Here is a 15,778-nt window from a genome sequence, read left to right on the forward strand (position 1 = left end):
ATGACGCAGCGAGTGCTCACCAGCCGGCCCGTCCTCCCCGGTGGAGGCCTGGACCGGCTGGCAGGCCGGGCGGAGCTGGTGCGCCGGGACGGGCTCGGCAAGCCCGAACCGGCCGAGCTGCGGGCCCTCGCCCCCGGCGTCGCCGGCATCCTCTGCCTCGGCAACGACCGGGTGGATGCCGCCCTGTTGGACGCCGCCGGGCCCTCGCTGAAGGTCGTCGCGCTGGCGAGCATGGGGTTCGACGGCGTGGACCGGGACGCGGCGGCCGAGCGCGGTGTCGTGGTCACGCACACGCCCAGCGTCCTCGCCGAGACCACCGCCGATCTGACCTTCGCGCTCGTCCTGATGGCCCGCAGGCTGATCGGCGCCGCCGGTGACTCGCTCGAGGCCGGACAGTGGGACGTGCCCCGCATGGGCGACTACCTGGGCCTGGACGTGTACGGCGCCACGCTCGGCATCGTCGGCTACGGCCAGATCGGGCGCGCGGTGGCCCGGCGGGCCCACGGCTTCGGTATGCGGGTGCTGCACCACAGCCGGTCCGCACGCGACGACGCGCTCTCCACGCCGGTGGACCTGCCCACCCTCCTCGCCGAGTCCGACGTGGTCTCGCTGAACATCCCCCTGACCGGGCGGACCCGCCACCTCATCGGCGCCGCCGAGCTGGCGGCGATGAAGCCGACCGCCACCCTGGTCAACACCTCACGGGGCGGAGTCGTCGACGAGGACGCGCTGCTCAAGGCGGTGCGGGACGGGACCATCCACTCCGCCGGCCTGGACGTCTTCGCACGCGAGCCGATGGGCGCCGAGTTGTCGCCCCTGGTCGGTGAGCCCAACGTGGTGGCCCTCCCCCACATCGGCTCGGCCACCGAGGCCACCCGTGCCGCCATGGTGGACCTCGCGGTCGACAACATCCTCGACGTCCTCACGGGCAGCCCGGCGAGAACACCACTGCCGGACAGCGCGGCACGGCCCGGCACACCGGCATCCGACGGCGCGGCCCAGCCCTGCACACCGACATCCAGCCGTACGGCCCGCCCCGGCACACCGACACCTGACGACGGGGCCCAGCCCGGCACACCGACACCCGCCGACCCGCCCCAGCCCGGCACATCGAGCCAGGCCTGAGAGGACGACACGCATGGCCCACCCCCTCTTCGACGTCACCGGCAAGGTCGCCCTGGTCACCGGGTCGAGCCGCGGTATCGGCCGGGCCCTGGCCCTCGGCCTGCTCGAAGCCGGCTGCACGGTCGTGCTCAACGGCCGGGACACCGTCGCCCTGGAGACCACCCGCGAGGAGCTGGCCGAGACCTTCGGCGAGGCGGTCCTCGCAGAGGCGTTCGACGTCACCGACTCCGCCGCGGTCGCCGCCGCCGTCACCCGGATCGAGGACCGGGCCGGACCGATCGACATCCTGGTCAACAACACCGGCGCCCAACGCCGCGCTCCTTTCCTCGACTTCACCGACGAGGACTGGCACGCCCTGCTCGACACCAACCTCACCAGCGCCTTCCTCGTGGGCCGCGAGGTCGCCCGCCGTATGGTCCCCCGGGGCCACGGCAAGATCATCAACATCTGTTCGCTGCAGAGCGAGGCGGTACGCCCGGGTATCGCGCCCTACTCGGCGACCAAGGGCGGCCTGAAGATGCTCACCAAGGGCATGTGCGCCGACCTCGGCCCGCACGGCATCCAGGTCAACGGCATCGGCCCCGGCTACTTCGACACCGAGCTGACCTCCGCGCTGGTCGCGGACGAGGATTTCAGCGCCTGGGTGCGGGGGCGGACCCCGGCCGGCCGCTGGGGCAAGGTCGAGGATCTCGTCGGTGCGCTGCTGTTCCTCTCCTCCCCCGCCTCCGACTTCGTCAACGGGCAACTGTTGTACGTCGACGGCGGCATGCTGTCCGTCCTGTGACCCGGCCGACCCCTCAAGGAGCCCTCATGCGCGCGTGTGTTGTCCACGGAGCCGGCGATCTCCGGGTCGAGGAGCGGCCGTACACCGGTCCCGCGCCCGGTGAGATCGCGGTCGCCGTCGCGCTCGGCGGGATCTGCGGCAGTGACCTGCACTACTACCACCGGGGCCGGGTGGGCGACTTCGCGGTGAGCGAGCCCATGGTGCTGGGCCATGAGGTGGTCGGCCATGTCGCCGCGCTCGGGCCCGGGGTCGAGGGGCCGGCCGCTCCGGCGGTGGGCGTGGCCGTCGCGATCCATCCCGCCACGCCCTGCGGGGTGTGCCCCGAGTGCGCCCGCGGCAGGCGCAACATCTGCGCCCACACCCGCTATCTGGGCAGCGCGGCGCACACCCCGCACGTCCAGGGCGGCTTCGCGCAGCTGATCACCGTGCCCGCGGACCAGATCCGGGCGCTGCCGCCCGGGCTGAGCCTGCGCCGGGCCGTGCTCGCCGAGCCGCTGTCGGTGGCGCTGCACGCCGTGCGCCGGGCGGGCCAGGTGAGCGGCGGGCGCGTGCTGGTCGCCGGGGCCGGGCCCATCGGCTGTCTCGTCGTGGCGGCGCTGCGGCACGCCGGCGCCGCCGAGATCGTCGTCAGCGACCTCCACGACGAACCGCTGCGCATCGCCGGCGAGATGGGCGCCACCGCCACCGTACGGGCGGACCGGGCCGACGATCCCGCCTGGGCCGGGGCCTTCGACATCGCCGTGGAGGCGTCCGGGGCACCGGCCGGGCTGCGGAGCTGTGTGGAGCGGGTGCGGCGCGGTGGCACCGTCGTCATGCTCGGGCTGCTGCCGCCCGGGGAGATCGGGCTGCTGGGCAATGTCGCGGTCACCCGCGAGCTCGAACTGCGCGGGGCCTTCCGCTTCGACACGGAGTTCGACGAGGCCCTGGCCCTGCTGGCCCAGGGCCTCCCCGTCGAGCCGGTCGTCACCCACACCTTCCCGCTGGAGCGGTCCGTCGCCGCGTTCGACACGGCTCAGGACCGCACCGTCGCCTCCAAGGTGCTGCTGGAGCTGTCCGGGGAGGCGTGATGGGCGTCAGACCTCGGTGAAGGTCCACAGCAGGTTGGTGCTGTTGCCCCAGGCCCACTGCTTGGCGACCGAGCCGGAGGAGACATTGCCGCCGCCGTCGAGGACGAGTCCCGTGGTGCGGTTGGCGAGGGAGTAACGGCCGTCGCCGCGGTGGGTGATCAGCCACTGCTGGTTCGTGCCGCCGTTCCACTCGGCCTGCTTGACGGTGGCGCCGCCGCTGGTGGCACCCCACCCGTCGGCGACCATGCCGTTGCCCCGGTTCTCCAGCCTGTAGTGGCCGTCGCCGAGGTGGACGGCGTGCCACTGGAGGTTGGTGGAGCCGTCCCAGGTCCACTGCTTGAGGTCGGAGCCGCCGGCGACGTCGCCTCCGCTGTCCAGGGCCAGGCCGTTGGTGACGTTGGTGATCCGGAACCGGGCGGAGGGGGCGAACATGACCTTCAGCGAGGTGATCCCGTTCCGGATCCGGGGGTTGTCGGCGGTGAAGGTCCAAGCGGTGCCGGTGAAGTCGTCGCCGGAGTGGCCGACCATCTCGTAGCCCGGGGCGAGCTTCAGTGAGGAGAGGGTGCGCGGCGGCATGCCGGAGAGGGTGAGCTGTTCGGCCGTGTGGTCGCCGAGGGCGAGTACGGCGCTGTCGCCCGAGTAGCGGGCGTCCTTGAAGACCAGGGCGCCGGTGAGGGGCTGGAGAGTGGGGATCCGGCCGGAGAAGCGGAACTTGAGGACGTACGCGGGGGCCTCGAAGGGGGCCGCCGACGGAAGGGTCACCTTCAGGCCGGTCGCGTCCTGCGTCGGGGTGGCGAGGTCGATGTAGGTGCCGGCCGTGGTGTCGAGGAGTTTCACCGAGGACAGCGAGCCCAGGTCGATCCGGTCGGAGTTGAGCGTCTTGACGGTCAGCGAACTGCCCGGCCAGCCCAGGACCGTCGCGTAGAGGACCGTGCTCGCCTTGTCGCGGGTGAACCGGATGTCCTGCGCGGTGCCGGCGGTGGGCCGGGTGAAGGAGCCGCCGCCCATCTTGGTCGGGCCCTCGCCGTACGCGGTCCAGGCCCGGGTGTCGTAGACCGACTCACCGAAGCGCTTCAGATAGTCGCCGATGCCGAGCAGGATGTCGCGCTGGCCCTGCGGGATGGTGCCGTCGGCCTGGGGCGCGATGTTGAGCAGCATGTTGCCGTTCTTGCTGACCCGGTCGACGAACGAGTGCAGCATCTGCGCGAGCGAGTAGTAGCCGATGCCCTCGGTGTAGCACCAGCTGGTGTTGGAGATGCTGTCGTCGGTCAGCCAGTAGGGCGCGGTGAGGTCGGCGGGGCCGCCGCGCTCGTAGTCGAAGACCGAACCGTGGCTGTTGAAGCCGTCCTTGTAGGTGGAGACGACCTCCTTGCCCCACGTGTCGGCCTGGTTGAAGTAGTACGACAGGAAGTTCAGCCGCTGCGCCTCGTCGACCTCCGGCAGATTGAAGTCCTGCCACAGGATGTCCGGCTGCGCCCGGTCGACGACCTCCTTGAGCTTGTCGAACCAGAGCTGGTTCTCCTCGGCGTGGCTCAACTGCCCGTAGAACTTCTTCAGGCTGGGCTCGGTCTGCGCCGGGGCGTGCTCGAAGAAGCCGGTGAAGTTGTACGCGTGGTGCATCGCCACCAGCAGCTTCAGGTTCTTGGCGCGGATGGCGTCGGCGAACAGCTCCAGCAGGTCGAGCCGTGGGCCCTTGGCCACGGAGTTCCACTCGTTGACCTGGCTGTCCCACATCGAGTAGCCGTCGTGGTGCTCGGCGACCGGCCCGGCGAACCGGGCGCCCGCGTCGACGAACAGTTGCACCCACTCGTCGGGGTCGAAGTTCCCGCCGGCCGACTTGAGCTTCGGCGCGAACTCCTTGTGGTTCCCCGCCAGGTCGTCCGCTCCGTCGACGAAGTTGTGGTACGGCCACACGGACGGATCGCCGTACGTGGCGATGTGGTGCCTGTTCGCCTTGTGGCCGGAGTCGTACATGTGGCGCGGATACCACTCGTTGTCGTACGCGGGGACGCTGAACACGCCCCAGTGGAAGTAGATGCCGAACTTGGCGTCCCGGAACCACTCGGGGGCGGCGGGGTGTTGGTTCACGGAGTCCCAGGTGGGTGTGTAGGTCCTCGGGGCGGCCAGGGCGCGCCCGGCCACGAACACGTCGGTGGCCGCTGCGGCCGCGACGACGGCCGTGGCGCCGACCAGTAACCTGCGCCTGCTGATCGATTGCGACATACGCACGAACGTCAGGCATGTGACGTACCACTGTCAACGGTCGTGCAGGGATGAATGTGCCTGCCGGGACCGGGATGTGAGCGGTTTGCTCCGGAAGAAAGCTGGTTGCTCAGGGGGAGACATCACATGTCTGACGGTCAAGGCCATCGATCAGCTCCGCGAGCTGATCCGCTCGGGCGCGTTGATCCCTGGTCCGAAGCCGCCTCCGGAGAACGCCAGAATCCCGTTTCCCCTCCCGACGATCACCGGCTTCCGCATCGCCGAAAAGGTCCTGCCGAGGATCCCGGGCTGGAAGACCGCCGACTGACGGGTCGTCTCACCCTCAGGCCCCCGGTCTCGGCAGGTCCGCGTCCTCGGGCAAGCCGCTGAACTGCTAGGTCACCATCAGGTTCCCCAGTCACTGAAAAGTGCGTTCTTCCATGTCGGGGCGCACTCTCCTACGGTTCCCGAGTAACCACAAGAGAGCACGCGGGCCGCCCGGCTCGCGCGGCAAGGAGGCGTACAGCAATGGCCATCACCTTCGTCAACCCCGGCGGACTGCCGAAGATCGACGCGTACCGGCAGGTGTCGATCGCGTCCGGTTCGAAGCTGGTCTTCATCGCCGGCCAGGTCTCCTGGGACGCCGCCGAAGTCACGGTCGGCGAGGGCGACCTGGCCGCCCAGGTCGAGCAGTGCTACCTCAACATCGGTACCGCTCTGGCCGAGGCCGGCGCCTCCTTCGACGACGTGGCGAAGCTGAACATCCACGTCGTCGACTGGACGCCCGACAAGATGCCCGCGCTCATGGAGGGGATCTCCCGGGCAGCCGCCAAGCTGGGAGTGGCCCCGACTCCTCCGGCCACGCTCCTGGGCGTCGCCGCCCTGGACATCCCCGAGCACCTGGTCGAGATCGAGGCCACGGCGGTCGTCGACTGACGGCGGCCAGGCCGATGAGCAGGGCGAACAGGCCACAGCCGTCCCACTAGAAGCCCGAGCACCGGCGCGCGCCCGGCGCGACGCGGCACCACGCGCCGGTCAGACGGGCTTCGCCGTCGTCCCCCGCAGGACGAGACGCGGCCGCCGATGTGTTCATCCAGGCCGTGGCGGCGCAGGGCGACGCCCTGCACCGGCCGATCGCTCAGGCGCTGGTCGCGGCGGGCAAGCACGTGCTGTGCGAGAAGCCGCTCGCCGGATCACTCGAAGACGCCCGCGGGATGGCGGAGTCGGAGCGTTCCGCCGAGTCGCGCTGCGGACCATGGAGATCATCAAGGCCGTCGTCGAGTCCTCCCAGGCCGGTGGCGCCGCCGTCATGCTCCCGCCCGCCGCCTGACCACCCATGGAGCACACGAGCCTTCAGGGCTACTCCCCGGCCGAAGGACTCGTCCTGGCCGCCGAGAACCCGCACGCCGCCTCGGCAGCCGTCTGACGGACACCGCGTGACAAGGGCCGCGCACCCGCCGACCGGTGGGCGCGGGGTCGGGTCCTTCACCACGCCTGTTCGTCAAGGGCGTCGACCGCCCACGCGGCCGCATGGGGGCCGAACTCGTTCCGGGCCGCCTGGGCGGCCAGGCGGGCGTTCCGTGCCCGCGCCTCCGGTCCGTCCGGCAGGTGGTAGTCCTCGCCTGCCCGCGCGGAACTGGCCTGCACCTTCGTGGCGGTGGCCAGTCGTCGGCGTACGTACCGGTCGAGCGCGTCGGGTACGTCGGCCGGTGTCGCGCCGGTGAGGGTGTCGCCGAGCACGGTCGCGTCGACGAGTGCCTGTGCCGCGCCCTGGGCCTGGAAGGGCACCATCGCGTGGGCGCTGTCGCCGAGCAGGGTCACGCGCCCGATGTTCCAGCGGGCGAGCGGGGCGCGGGTGTGGATGCCGTAGCGGAACACCGTCCCCGTGCGTGCGAGGACGGTGAGCACCCGGGGGTCCCACCCGTCGAAGGCCCGCAATTGCTCCCCCGGCTCGGCCCGGGCGGTCCAGGATTCCCGCGCCTTCTCCGCCCCGATGACGCCCACGACGTTGAGCAGTTCGCCGCGACGCACCCAGTAGTGCACGAAGTGCCGGCCCGGTCCGAGCCAGAGCGCGTACTCCGGCAGGTCCAGATCGGCGACCTTGTCGGCCGGAAGCAGCGCCCGGTAGGCGGCGGTTCCCGAGAACAGGGCCTCGTCCGCGCCGAACAGCCACCGGCGGGCCGCGGACCGCACGCCGTCCGCGGCCACGACCAGGTCCGCCTCCAGGCGCTCGCCACCGGCGGTCGTCACGTGGGCGGACCTGTCGTCCTGTCCGATGCCCACGACCGCGGTGTTCAGCCGCACCGACTCGGGCGGCACCGCGGCGGCCAGGGCCTGGTGCAGATCGGCCCGGTGGACCTGGAGGTACGGCGCCCCGAACGCGTCCTCGGCCTCGCGTCCCAGCGCGTAGCGGCAGATCTCGCCGCCGTCGGACCACGTACGGAAGCTCAGCCGGGACGGTCGGGTGGACCGCGCGACGACCGCGTCGAGCAGACCCAGTCGACGCAGTACCCGTGTGGCGTTGGGCGCGAGCTGGATTCCCGCGCCGATCTCGGTGAAGCGCGGTGTCTGTTCGACCAGCGTCACCTCGCACCCGGCGCGACGCAGGCTCAGGGTCGCGGCCAGTCCCCCGATACCCGCACCCACGACGATCGCCCTCATGCCCCCACCTCAGGTCGACGTCCCTTCACGCTACCGGCGGACGACGACCTGAGGCAGGCGCGCGACGACCCGAAGCCGCCGCGCCCCCGCTCAGAGTGGGGTGCGTTCCACCGGAATCCACAGCTCCGCGTCCGCCTGTGCCGCGTCCTGCGACAGCCGGGTCCGCAGGATCTCGGGGCCCGGGCGGCTCCGGTAGGGATTCGAAGGGAACCACTGGGTGAACACGTCGCGCCACAGATGCTGGAGCGCCTGCGGGAACGGCCCGGAGTTCTCGAAGACGGCCCAGGTCCCGGCCGGCACGGTGAGTGCGTCCATGCCCTCGGGCACGGCGGCGCGGGTCACCGCGCCGTGCCAGTAGTCGAGTTCGGTCCCTTCGGCTCGGCTGTCGTCGAGCTTGTCACTGACCGCGACGATCCCCTCCGGTTCCTGATCGGACAGGCTCTCGATCTGTCGTAGCGTCTCCTGGCCGATACCGCGGATGAAGTCGGCGATCGCCGGGTTCATCCCCTCGTGCACGAGGGGGACCCGAGCCTTCCTCCCGACCACCCGGAACTCCTCCTTCTCCACGACCCGATAGCGCATGCTGCTGCTCCCTTCGACGACGAGTCGGAAGGACATCCGGGGCTGGGACCGCAGCGTCGCACCGGTCCGCCGGGCCTCCCCGGGACCGACGCCGTGCATCGCGCGGAACGCCCGCGCGAACGCCTCCCCCGAGCCGTAGCCGTAGCGCACCGCGATCTCCAGCAGCGTCCGCTCGTCCGCCAGTACCTCGGCGCCCGCGACGGTCAGCCGCCGGCGCCGGACGTACTCCGACAGCGGCATGCCCGCCAGCGCGGAGAAGAGCCGTCGGAGGTGGTACTCCGACGTCACCGCGATCCGTGCCAGGTCGGCCACCTCGATCCGCTGATCGAGGTGGCGCTCGATGTGCTCCATGGCCTGGTTCAGCCGCTCCAGCACCCCGGCCTCCTTCCCTTCCGATCACCCACGTTAGGAAGGAACCACCCTGCCGGACCCGACATCCTGTGCCCGCTCCGGTCGGGTACGAAAGTCCCGGCGGGCCGTGCCGACGTCCTGGCTCCGGCAGGAGCCTGACGCGAGCAGGACCGTGATTTGTTGAGACGTCCTGACAAACCCGTTGACATCACCGATGGGCGGCTCCATAGTCATGCCACTAGAGCGCACTAGTAAAGCGCGCCAGTGGCCGGGCCACAGGTCCGCATACCCACCCTGACCAGCACAGCGAGGTGCGAGGGACATGCACAGACACCATCGAGTCGCCGCTCTGACCGCCACCCTTCTGGCCGGCGCCCTGTTCGCCGCCGGCTGCTCCAGCAGCTCCGGTGGAAAGGAGTCCGAGGAGGGCGGGGACACCGCTGCCGCGGGCAAGGCCGACACCCCCCGCATGACCGTGGCCATGGTCACCCACGCCTCCCCCGGCGACACCTTCTGGGACCTCATCCGCAAGGGCGCCCAGGCGGCGGCCGCCAAGGACAACATCGAGCTCGTCTACTCCGCCGACCCCAACGCCGGCAACCAGGCCAACCTCGTGCAGAACGCCATCGACCAGAAGGTCGACGGTATCGCGCTCACCGCCGCCAAGCCGGACGCCATGAAGGACGTCGTCGCGAAGGCCACGGCCGCGGGCATCCCGGTCGTCGGCTTCAACTCCGGCGTCGACGACTGGAAAGAACTCGGCATGCTGGAGTACTTCGGCCAGGACGAGAACATCGCGGGCCAGGCCTTCGGCGAACGCCTCGACGAGGCGGGCGCCAAGCACGCCCTGTGCGTCATCCAGGAGCAGGGGCAGGTCGCCCTGGAGGCCCGCTGCGCCGGCCTGAAGAAGGGCTTCGGCGGCACGACCGACATCCTCTACGTCAACGGCACCGACATGCCTTCCGTGAAGTCGACGATCACCGCCAAGCTCAAGCAGGACTCGTCCATCGACCGGGTGGTCACCCTGGGCGCCCCGATCGCGCTGACCGCCGTGCAGTCGGTGTCCGACGCGGCCAGTGAGGCCAAGGTCGCGACCTTCGACCTCAACAAGGACCTCGTGCGGGCCGTCCAGGACGGTGATGTCGAGTTCGCCGTCGACCAACAGCCCTACCTCCAGGGCTACTTGGCCGTCGACGGTCTGTGGCTCCACAAGACCAACGGCAACTTCAGCGGCGGCGGCACCGCCCCCGTCCTCACCGGCCCCGCCTTCATCACCAAGGAGAACGTGGACGACGTAGCCGAGTTCGCGGCGAAGGGCACCCGCTGACCGCTGCGGCCCGTATCAGCGCGATGGCACCGCCTGGAGCGTCCGGCATCGCACACGCGGTGCCGGACGCTCCCATGATCCATGGCCTGGGGCTATGCCCCCTCCGGCGCCGCCCCGCTGCTCCCCCGCACCACGAGCTTCGGCTCCAACACGGCCTCGCGCGGCTCCAGTTCGGGCTTCTCCAGCCGCTCCACCGCGAACCGCACCGCGTGTTCCGCCATGAGTACGGCGTCCTGGCGGACGGTGGTCAGGCCGATCGGCATCAGGTGGGAGAGGTGGCTGTCGTCGTAGCCGACGACGGACAGGTCGCGGGGCACCTCGACACCGGCCCGGGTCAGGGACATCAACAGGCCCATGGCGCTGCGGTCGTTGCCGGCGAGGACGGCCGTCGGCAGGGGCTGCCCCCGGTCGCGTTCCGCGAGGAGCAGGCGGCCGGTCTCGATGCCCGACTCCTCCGTGTGGTCACCGGGAATGACCCGCGCCTCGGGCTCCAGGCCGTGGCGGCGCATCGCCGCCCGGTACGCGCGCCGCCGCTCGGCCGAGCCGGGACCCCGGCCGCCGTCGAGGTGCGCGATCCGCCGGTGCCCCAGCTCGACGAGGTGGTCCATCGCCTGCCGTACACCCTTGCCCTCGGCGGAGTGCACGAAGTCGACGTGGGCGTGGGGGACCCGGCGGCTGACGGAGACGGCGACGGTTCGGCGCCCCAGGGCTTCGAGGAAGTCGGGCTCGGCGAAGGAGCCGAGCAGGATGAGGGCCTCGCAGCGGTGGCTGAGCAGCGCCTCGACGGCCTTCTCCTCGCTGCGGCCCCGGGTGGCGCCGGAGAGCAGGACCTCGTAGCCGAGACGTTCGGCCTCGGGGTAGATGCCTTCGATGAGGTTGGTGTGGAAGGTCTGCTGGACGGTGAACATCACGCCGAGCGTGCGGCTGCGGCCACGCGCCAGCAGCCGGGCCGCGCTGTCGGGCCGGTAGCCGATCTCGTCGGCGACCCGCAGGACCCGCTCCCGGGTCTCGTCGCTCGCTCCCGGCTGGTGGCGGAACACGATCGAGACGAGCGCCCGGGAGACGCCCGCCTTCGCGGCGACGTCCGCCATCGTGGGCCGCTGCTTGCCCGATGCATCCACCTGTGAACCCACCCTCCGATCGCCGCCCACCTTAGGGCCTGCCCGGCGGATCACACAGGACAGCCCCAGGTCGCGGTACAGCCCCAGGCCGCGGTCCTGAAATCTCCCGGCAACAGGCTATTGACATGACATTTGGACAGGGGTCATCGTACTCGAACTAGAGCGCGCTAGTAGAGCGCGATACTTCCTGGTCGTCCCTGCCCCTCTCGCGAAGGACACACGTCATGGCAACGGCGCCAACACCGCTCCGCACCATCGCGGGCAACCTCTGCCTGGGCTCCGCCCCCGACTCCTGGGGCGTGTGGTTCCCCGAGGACGAGCACCAGGTGTCGCACACCCGCTTCCTCGACGAGCTGGCCGAGGCCGGCTACCAGTGGCTGGAGCTCGGCCCCTACGGCTATCTCCCCACCGACCCGAGGCGGCTGAAGGAGGAACTCGACGCTCGCGGCCTCCAGGTCTCCGGCGGCACCGCGTTCGGCGCCCTCCACCGGCCGGAAGCATGGGACGACATGCTCGCCCACGTCCGGCAGGTCGCCACCCTCACGGCGGCCGCGGGCGCTCACCACCTCGTCCTCATCCCGCCGATGTACCGGGACGAGAAGACCGGCGCCTTCACGGAGTCGCCGGAGCTGACCGCCGAGCAGTGGGCCGGGTTCGGGCGGGCCGCCGACCGGCTCGGCAGGCTGCTGCTCGACGAGTACGACATACGGCTCGTCGTCCACCCGCACGCCGACAGCCACATCCAGACCCAGCCGGAGATCGAGCGGCTGCTCAACGAGTCCGACTCCCGCTGGACCAACCTCTGTCTGGACACCGGGCACGTGGCCTACGGCGGCGGCGACAACCTCGACCTGATCCGCCGGTTCGGCGAGCGCGTCGGATACGTCCACATCAAGCAGATGGACCCCGCGATCCTCGCCCAAGTGGCCGCCGAGGACCTGTCGTTCGGCGAGGCCGTGAAGCGGGGCGTGTGCGTGTCGCCTCCGGCCGGGGTGCCCGACCCGGCCGAGGTCGTGGCCGAACTCGCCAGGCTGGACGCCGAGTTGTTCGTGATCGTCGAGCAGGACCTCTACCCGTGCGCGCCCGAGGTTCCGCTGCCCATCGCCGTACGCACCCGTGAGCATCTGTCGGGCTGCGGCCTGACGGGTACCCGGCGTCCCACCCTCGAACGGTAGGAGCGGCCCATGGCTGTCAAAGACGGCACGACATCCGCCACCACGGTCACGGACGACGCGCCGCCGGCCGTCTCGCGGCGGCTGCGGCTCATCACGCTCATCGCCACCTTCGGCGGACTCCTCTTCGGCTACGACACCGGTGTGATCAACGGCGCTCTGCCGTACATGACCGACGACCTGGGGCTGACCCCGGTCACCGAGGGCATGGTCACCAGCTCGCTGCTGCTGGGCGCGGCCCTGGGCGCGGTCACCGGTGGCCGGCTGTCGGACACGCGAGGACGGCGCCGTACGATCCTCGTCCTCGCTGTGGTGTTCTTCGTCGGCGCGCTGGGCTGCACGCTGGCGCCGAACACGGCGGTCATGGTCGTGGCTCGGTTCGTCCTCGGCCTCGCGGTGGGTGGCGCGTCGGTGACCGTGCCGGTCTACCTCGCGGAGGTCTCCCCCGCCGAGCGGCGCGGCGCGCTGGTCACCCGGAACGAACTGATGATCGTGACCGGGCAGTTGCTGGCCTTCACCTCCAACGCGATCATCGCCCGGGTGGGCGGCGAGTCCGGCGGTGTCTGGCGCTGGATGCTGGTGCTCGCCACTCTCCCGGCCGTCGTGCTCTGGTTCGGCATGCTCGTCATGCCGGAGAGCCCGCGCTGGTTGGCCTCCCAGACCCGCTTCGGTGAGGCGCTGGACGTGCTCAAGCAGGTGCGGTCCCGGCAGCGGGCCGAGGCCGAGCTGAGCGAGGTGTCCGCGCTCGCGGTCAAGGAGGAGCAGCAGAAGCTGGGCGGCTGGCAGGACATGAGGGCCACGCCGTGGGTGCGCAGGCTGATGTTCGTCGGGTTCGGCATCGCGATCGTGCAGCAGATCACGGGCGTCAACACGATCATGTACTACGGCACCCAGATCCTCACCGACGCCGGTTTCGCCGCCGACAGCGCGCTGACCGCGAACATCGCCAACGGCGTGATCTCGGTGCTGGCCACCTTCGTCGGCATCTGGCTGCTGGGCCGGGTCAACCGCCGCCCGATGCTGATGACCGGTCAGATCGGTACCACAGCCGCCTTGTTGCTGATCGGGATCTTCTCCCTCGCACTGCCGGCCGGCGACGGCCGCGCGTACGCCGTGCTCGCCATGACCGTCACCTTCCTCGCCTTCCAGCAGGGCGCGATCTCCCCGGTGACCTGGCTGATGCTGTCGGAGATCTTCCCGATGCGGATGCGCGGCTTCGGCATGGGTGTCGCGGCGGTGGTGCTGTGGCTGACGAACTTCCTGATCGGCCTCGTCTTCCCGTCCCTGGTCGACGGGATCGGTGTCTCCAACACCTTCTTCCTCTTCGTGGTGGCAGGCGTCTTCTCGCTCACCTTCGTGAAGCTCTACGTCCCCGAGACCCGGGGGCGTTCGCTGGAAACCCTCGAAGCCGAACTCCGGGCGCGCTTCTCCTGACCTTCTCCCTCCAAGGATCCAAGGAAACGACCATGACCGTACGTGTAGGCGTCATCGGCGCCGGCTGGATCGGCAAGGAACACATCCGGCGTCTCACCGACACCGTCACGGGCGCCCGCGTCACCGCGGTCACCGACATCGACGCCGCCCGGGCCGAGGAGGCGGCGGCGCCGGTCGGTGCCCGGGTGCTGCCCGACGGCACGGCCCTGATCGCGGCGGACGACGTCGACGCCGTTCTCGTGACGTCGTGGGGCCCGACCCACGCCGAACACGTGCTGAACGCGATCGCCGCCGGGAAACCGGTGTTCTGCGAGAAGCCGCTGGCCACGACCGCCGAGGACTGTCTGAAGATCGTCGAGGCCGAGACGGCACTGGGCCGCCGCCTGGTCCAGGTCGGCTTCATGCGCCGCTACGACGCCGGCTACCGGAAGATGAAGCAGGTCATCGCCTCCGGTCGCATCGGTGAGCCGCTGATCGTGCACTGCGCCCACCGCAACCCGACCGTGCCGGAGTCGTACACGTCCTCCATGGCCGCCCTGGACACGGCGGTGCACGAGGTGGACGTGCTGCGCTGGCTGCTCGACGACGAAATCGTCTCCGCGCAGGTGGTCACCCCGCGCGCCACGAGCAAGCGGTTCGCCCACCTCAAGGACCCGCAGATCATGCTCTTCGAGACCGCCAAGGGTGTCCGTATCGATCTGGAGGTCTTCGTCAACTGCCAGTACGGCTACGACATCCAGTGCGAGGCGGTGGGCGAGGAGGGGCTGGTCCGGCTGCCCGACCCTGCCTCGGTCGGCCTGCGCAGCGCAGGGCAGCACAGCACTGAGGTGCTCACCGACTGGGTGGGCCGGTTCGCTGACGCCTTCGACACCGAGTTCCGCGAGTGGATCGCGGGCGTCGCCGCCGGCGCCGAACCCACCGGCCCCTCGGCCTGGGACGGCTACGCGGCCACCGTCATCACCAGCGCGACCGTCGAGGCCCTGGAATCGGGCCGCGTCGTCGCCACCGACCTCAAGCCCCGGCCCGCACTCTACGGAGGCATCGCGTGAAGATCGCCCTCGACCCCTATATGTTCCGCGCGCTGTCCATCGACGAGATGGTGCGCACGGTCGCCGAACTCGGCTACGAGCACATCGAGTTGTCGCCGCGCGACGACTTCATGCCGTTCTTCCTGCATCCACGGGCCGATGACGAGCGCATCGCGGAACTGAAGACCTCACTGCGCACACACGGCGTGCGGTTGTCCTCCGTGCTGCCGCTCTACAAGTGGTCCTCACCGGACGAGACCGAGCGGCAGGCCGCCGTCCGCTACTGGAAGCGGATGATCGAGATCACCGCCGACCTCGAATGTCCGCTGATGAACTCGGAGTTCAACGGCCGCCCCGAACGCGCCGCCGAGAGCGAGGCCGCGTTCTGGCGCTCGCTGGAGGAGCTGCTGCCGCTGTTCGAGCGGGAGGGCATCGCGCTGAACCTGGAGGCGCACCCGGACGACTTCTGCGAGGAGAACACCCCGGCCGTCGATCTCGTCCGCGCGATCAACGAGCCCTGGGTGAACTACCTTTACTGTGCCCCGCACTCCTTCCACCTGTCGGGTGCCTCGGAGGTGGGCGCGGACATCGCGGCGATGATGCGCTACGCCGGCGACAAGCTGAAGCACGTACACATCGCCGACTCCTTCAACCACAAGGGCTCCAGCGGGCTGCGCTACATCCTCAACCCGCCCGGCACGACCGCCCGTGTCCACCAGCACCTGGACATCGGCCAGGGCGAGGTCGACTGGGACACCTTCTTCGGCACCCTGCGCGAGCTGGACTTCGACGGTGTGGCCACCGCCTGCGTCTTCGCGTGGGAGGAGCGGGCGAAGGAGTCGTCCGCGTTCATGCTGGACCGCATCACCAAGGAACTCGCCCGCTGAAAGCGCGGCTCGGGCACGGCGTCCTCCCCCGCCGTGC

Annotated in this window: 13 protein-coding genes and 1 pseudogene; 10 read left to right on the forward strand and 4 right to left on the reverse strand. The window is 70.5% G+C overall.

Annotated features, from left to right (window positions below):
- From JIX56_RS03050 to JIX56_RS03060, 3 genes are read left to right on the forward strand one after another with little or no spacing between them, the layout of a single operon-like run.
- A complete protein-coding gene (locus JIX56_RS03050) occupies positions 1–1,125 on the forward strand; it encodes a 2-hydroxyacid dehydrogenase (RefSeq protein WP_257537205.1) in 1,125 nt (374 codons plus the stop codon).
- A gap of 13 nt (positions 1,126–1,138) precedes the next feature.
- Positions 1,139–1,909: an SDR family oxidoreductase gene (locus JIX56_RS03055; RefSeq protein WP_257537206.1), complete on the forward strand. Its 771-nt coding sequence runs from the start codon at positions 1,139–1,141 to the stop codon at positions 1,907–1,909.
- A 26-nt stretch (positions 1,910–1,935) separates the two neighbouring features.
- Positions 1,936–2,976: an L-idonate 5-dehydrogenase gene (locus JIX56_RS03060; protein WP_257537207.1), complete on the forward strand. Its 1,041-nt coding sequence runs from the start codon at positions 1,936–1,938 to the stop codon at positions 2,974–2,976.
- Between the two features lie 6 nt (positions 2,977–2,982).
- On the opposite strand, the gene JIX56_RS03065 is transcribed toward JIX56_RS03060, so the two are convergent.
- Entirely contained in the window at positions 2,983–5,199 is a 2,217-nt protein-coding gene (locus JIX56_RS03065; RefSeq protein ID WP_257537208.1) for an alpha-L-fucosidase, read from the reverse strand.
- Positions 5,200–5,329: 130 nt separating this feature from the next.
- Between JIX56_RS03065 and JIX56_RS03070 the strand changes: the two are divergent.
- Positions 5,330–5,410: pseudogene (locus tag JIX56_RS03070) on the forward strand (GntR family transcriptional regulator); the annotation flags it as partial.
- 296 nt (positions 5,411–5,706) lie between these two features.
- Positions 5,707–6,114 (forward strand): RidA family protein, encoded by a 408-nt coding sequence (locus JIX56_RS03075; protein ID WP_257537209.1) that lies wholly within the window; start codon positions 5,707–5,709, stop codon positions 6,112–6,114.
- Between the two features lie 549 nt (positions 6,115–6,663).
- Here JIX56_RS03075 and JIX56_RS03080 read toward each other — a convergent pair.
- Both JIX56_RS03080 and JIX56_RS03085 read right to left on the reverse strand, forming a co-directional pair.
- Positions 6,664–7,839: an FAD-dependent monooxygenase gene (locus JIX56_RS03080; protein WP_257537210.1), complete on the reverse strand. Its 1,176-nt coding sequence runs from the start codon at positions 7,837–7,839 to the stop codon at positions 6,664–6,666.
- A gap of 90 nt (positions 7,840–7,929) precedes the next feature.
- Positions 7,930–8,796: an AraC family transcriptional regulator gene (locus JIX56_RS03085; protein ID WP_257537211.1), complete on the reverse strand. Its 867-nt coding sequence runs from the start codon at positions 8,794–8,796 to the stop codon at positions 7,930–7,932.
- Positions 8,797–9,094: 298 nt separating this feature from the next.
- Here JIX56_RS03085 and JIX56_RS03090 point away from each other — a divergent pair, with 298 nt between their 5' ends.
- Positions 9,095–10,099 (forward strand): sugar ABC transporter substrate-binding protein, encoded by a 1,005-nt coding sequence (locus JIX56_RS03090; protein WP_257537212.1) that lies wholly within the window; start codon positions 9,095–9,097, stop codon positions 10,097–10,099.
- Between the two features lie 92 nt (positions 10,100–10,191).
- Here JIX56_RS03090 and JIX56_RS03095 read toward each other — a convergent pair whose 3' ends face one another.
- Positions 10,192–11,190, reverse strand: coding sequence for a LacI family DNA-binding transcriptional regulator (locus JIX56_RS03095; protein WP_257550706.1), 999 nt, complete (start codon positions 11,188–11,190; stop codon positions 10,192–10,194).
- A gap of 254 nt (positions 11,191–11,444) precedes the next feature.
- On the opposite strand from JIX56_RS03095, the gene JIX56_RS03100 reads away from it, so the two are divergent.
- From JIX56_RS03100 to JIX56_RS03115, 4 genes are read left to right on the forward strand one after another with little or no spacing between them, the layout of a single operon-like run.
- A complete protein-coding gene (locus JIX56_RS03100; RefSeq protein WP_257537213.1) occupies positions 11,445–12,395 on the forward strand; it encodes a sugar phosphate isomerase/epimerase in 951 nt (316 codons plus the stop codon).
- A gap of 9 nt (positions 12,396–12,404) precedes the next feature.
- On the forward strand, positions 12,405–13,826 hold the full coding sequence (locus JIX56_RS03105; protein ID WP_257537214.1) for a sugar porter family MFS transporter: 1,422 nt from the start codon (positions 12,405–12,407) through the stop codon (positions 13,824–13,826).
- 32 nt (positions 13,827–13,858) lie between these two features.
- Positions 13,859–14,875: a Gfo/Idh/MocA family protein gene (locus JIX56_RS03110; protein WP_257537215.1), complete on the forward strand. Its 1,017-nt coding sequence runs from the start codon at positions 13,859–13,861 to the stop codon at positions 14,873–14,875.
- Positions 14,872–15,741 (forward strand): sugar phosphate isomerase/epimerase family protein, encoded by an 870-nt coding sequence (locus JIX56_RS03115; protein ID WP_257537216.1) that lies wholly within the window; start codon positions 14,872–14,874, stop codon positions 15,739–15,741. The genes JIX56_RS03110 and JIX56_RS03115 overlap by 4 nt, the downstream gene beginning before the upstream one ends.
- The last annotated feature ends 37 nt before the right edge of the window (positions 15,742–15,778 follow it).

Source organism: Streptomyces sp. CA-210063, assembly GCF_024612015.1.
In the GTDB taxonomy this organism is placed as follows: domain Bacteria; phylum Actinomycetota; class Actinomycetes; order Streptomycetales; family Streptomycetaceae; genus Streptomyces.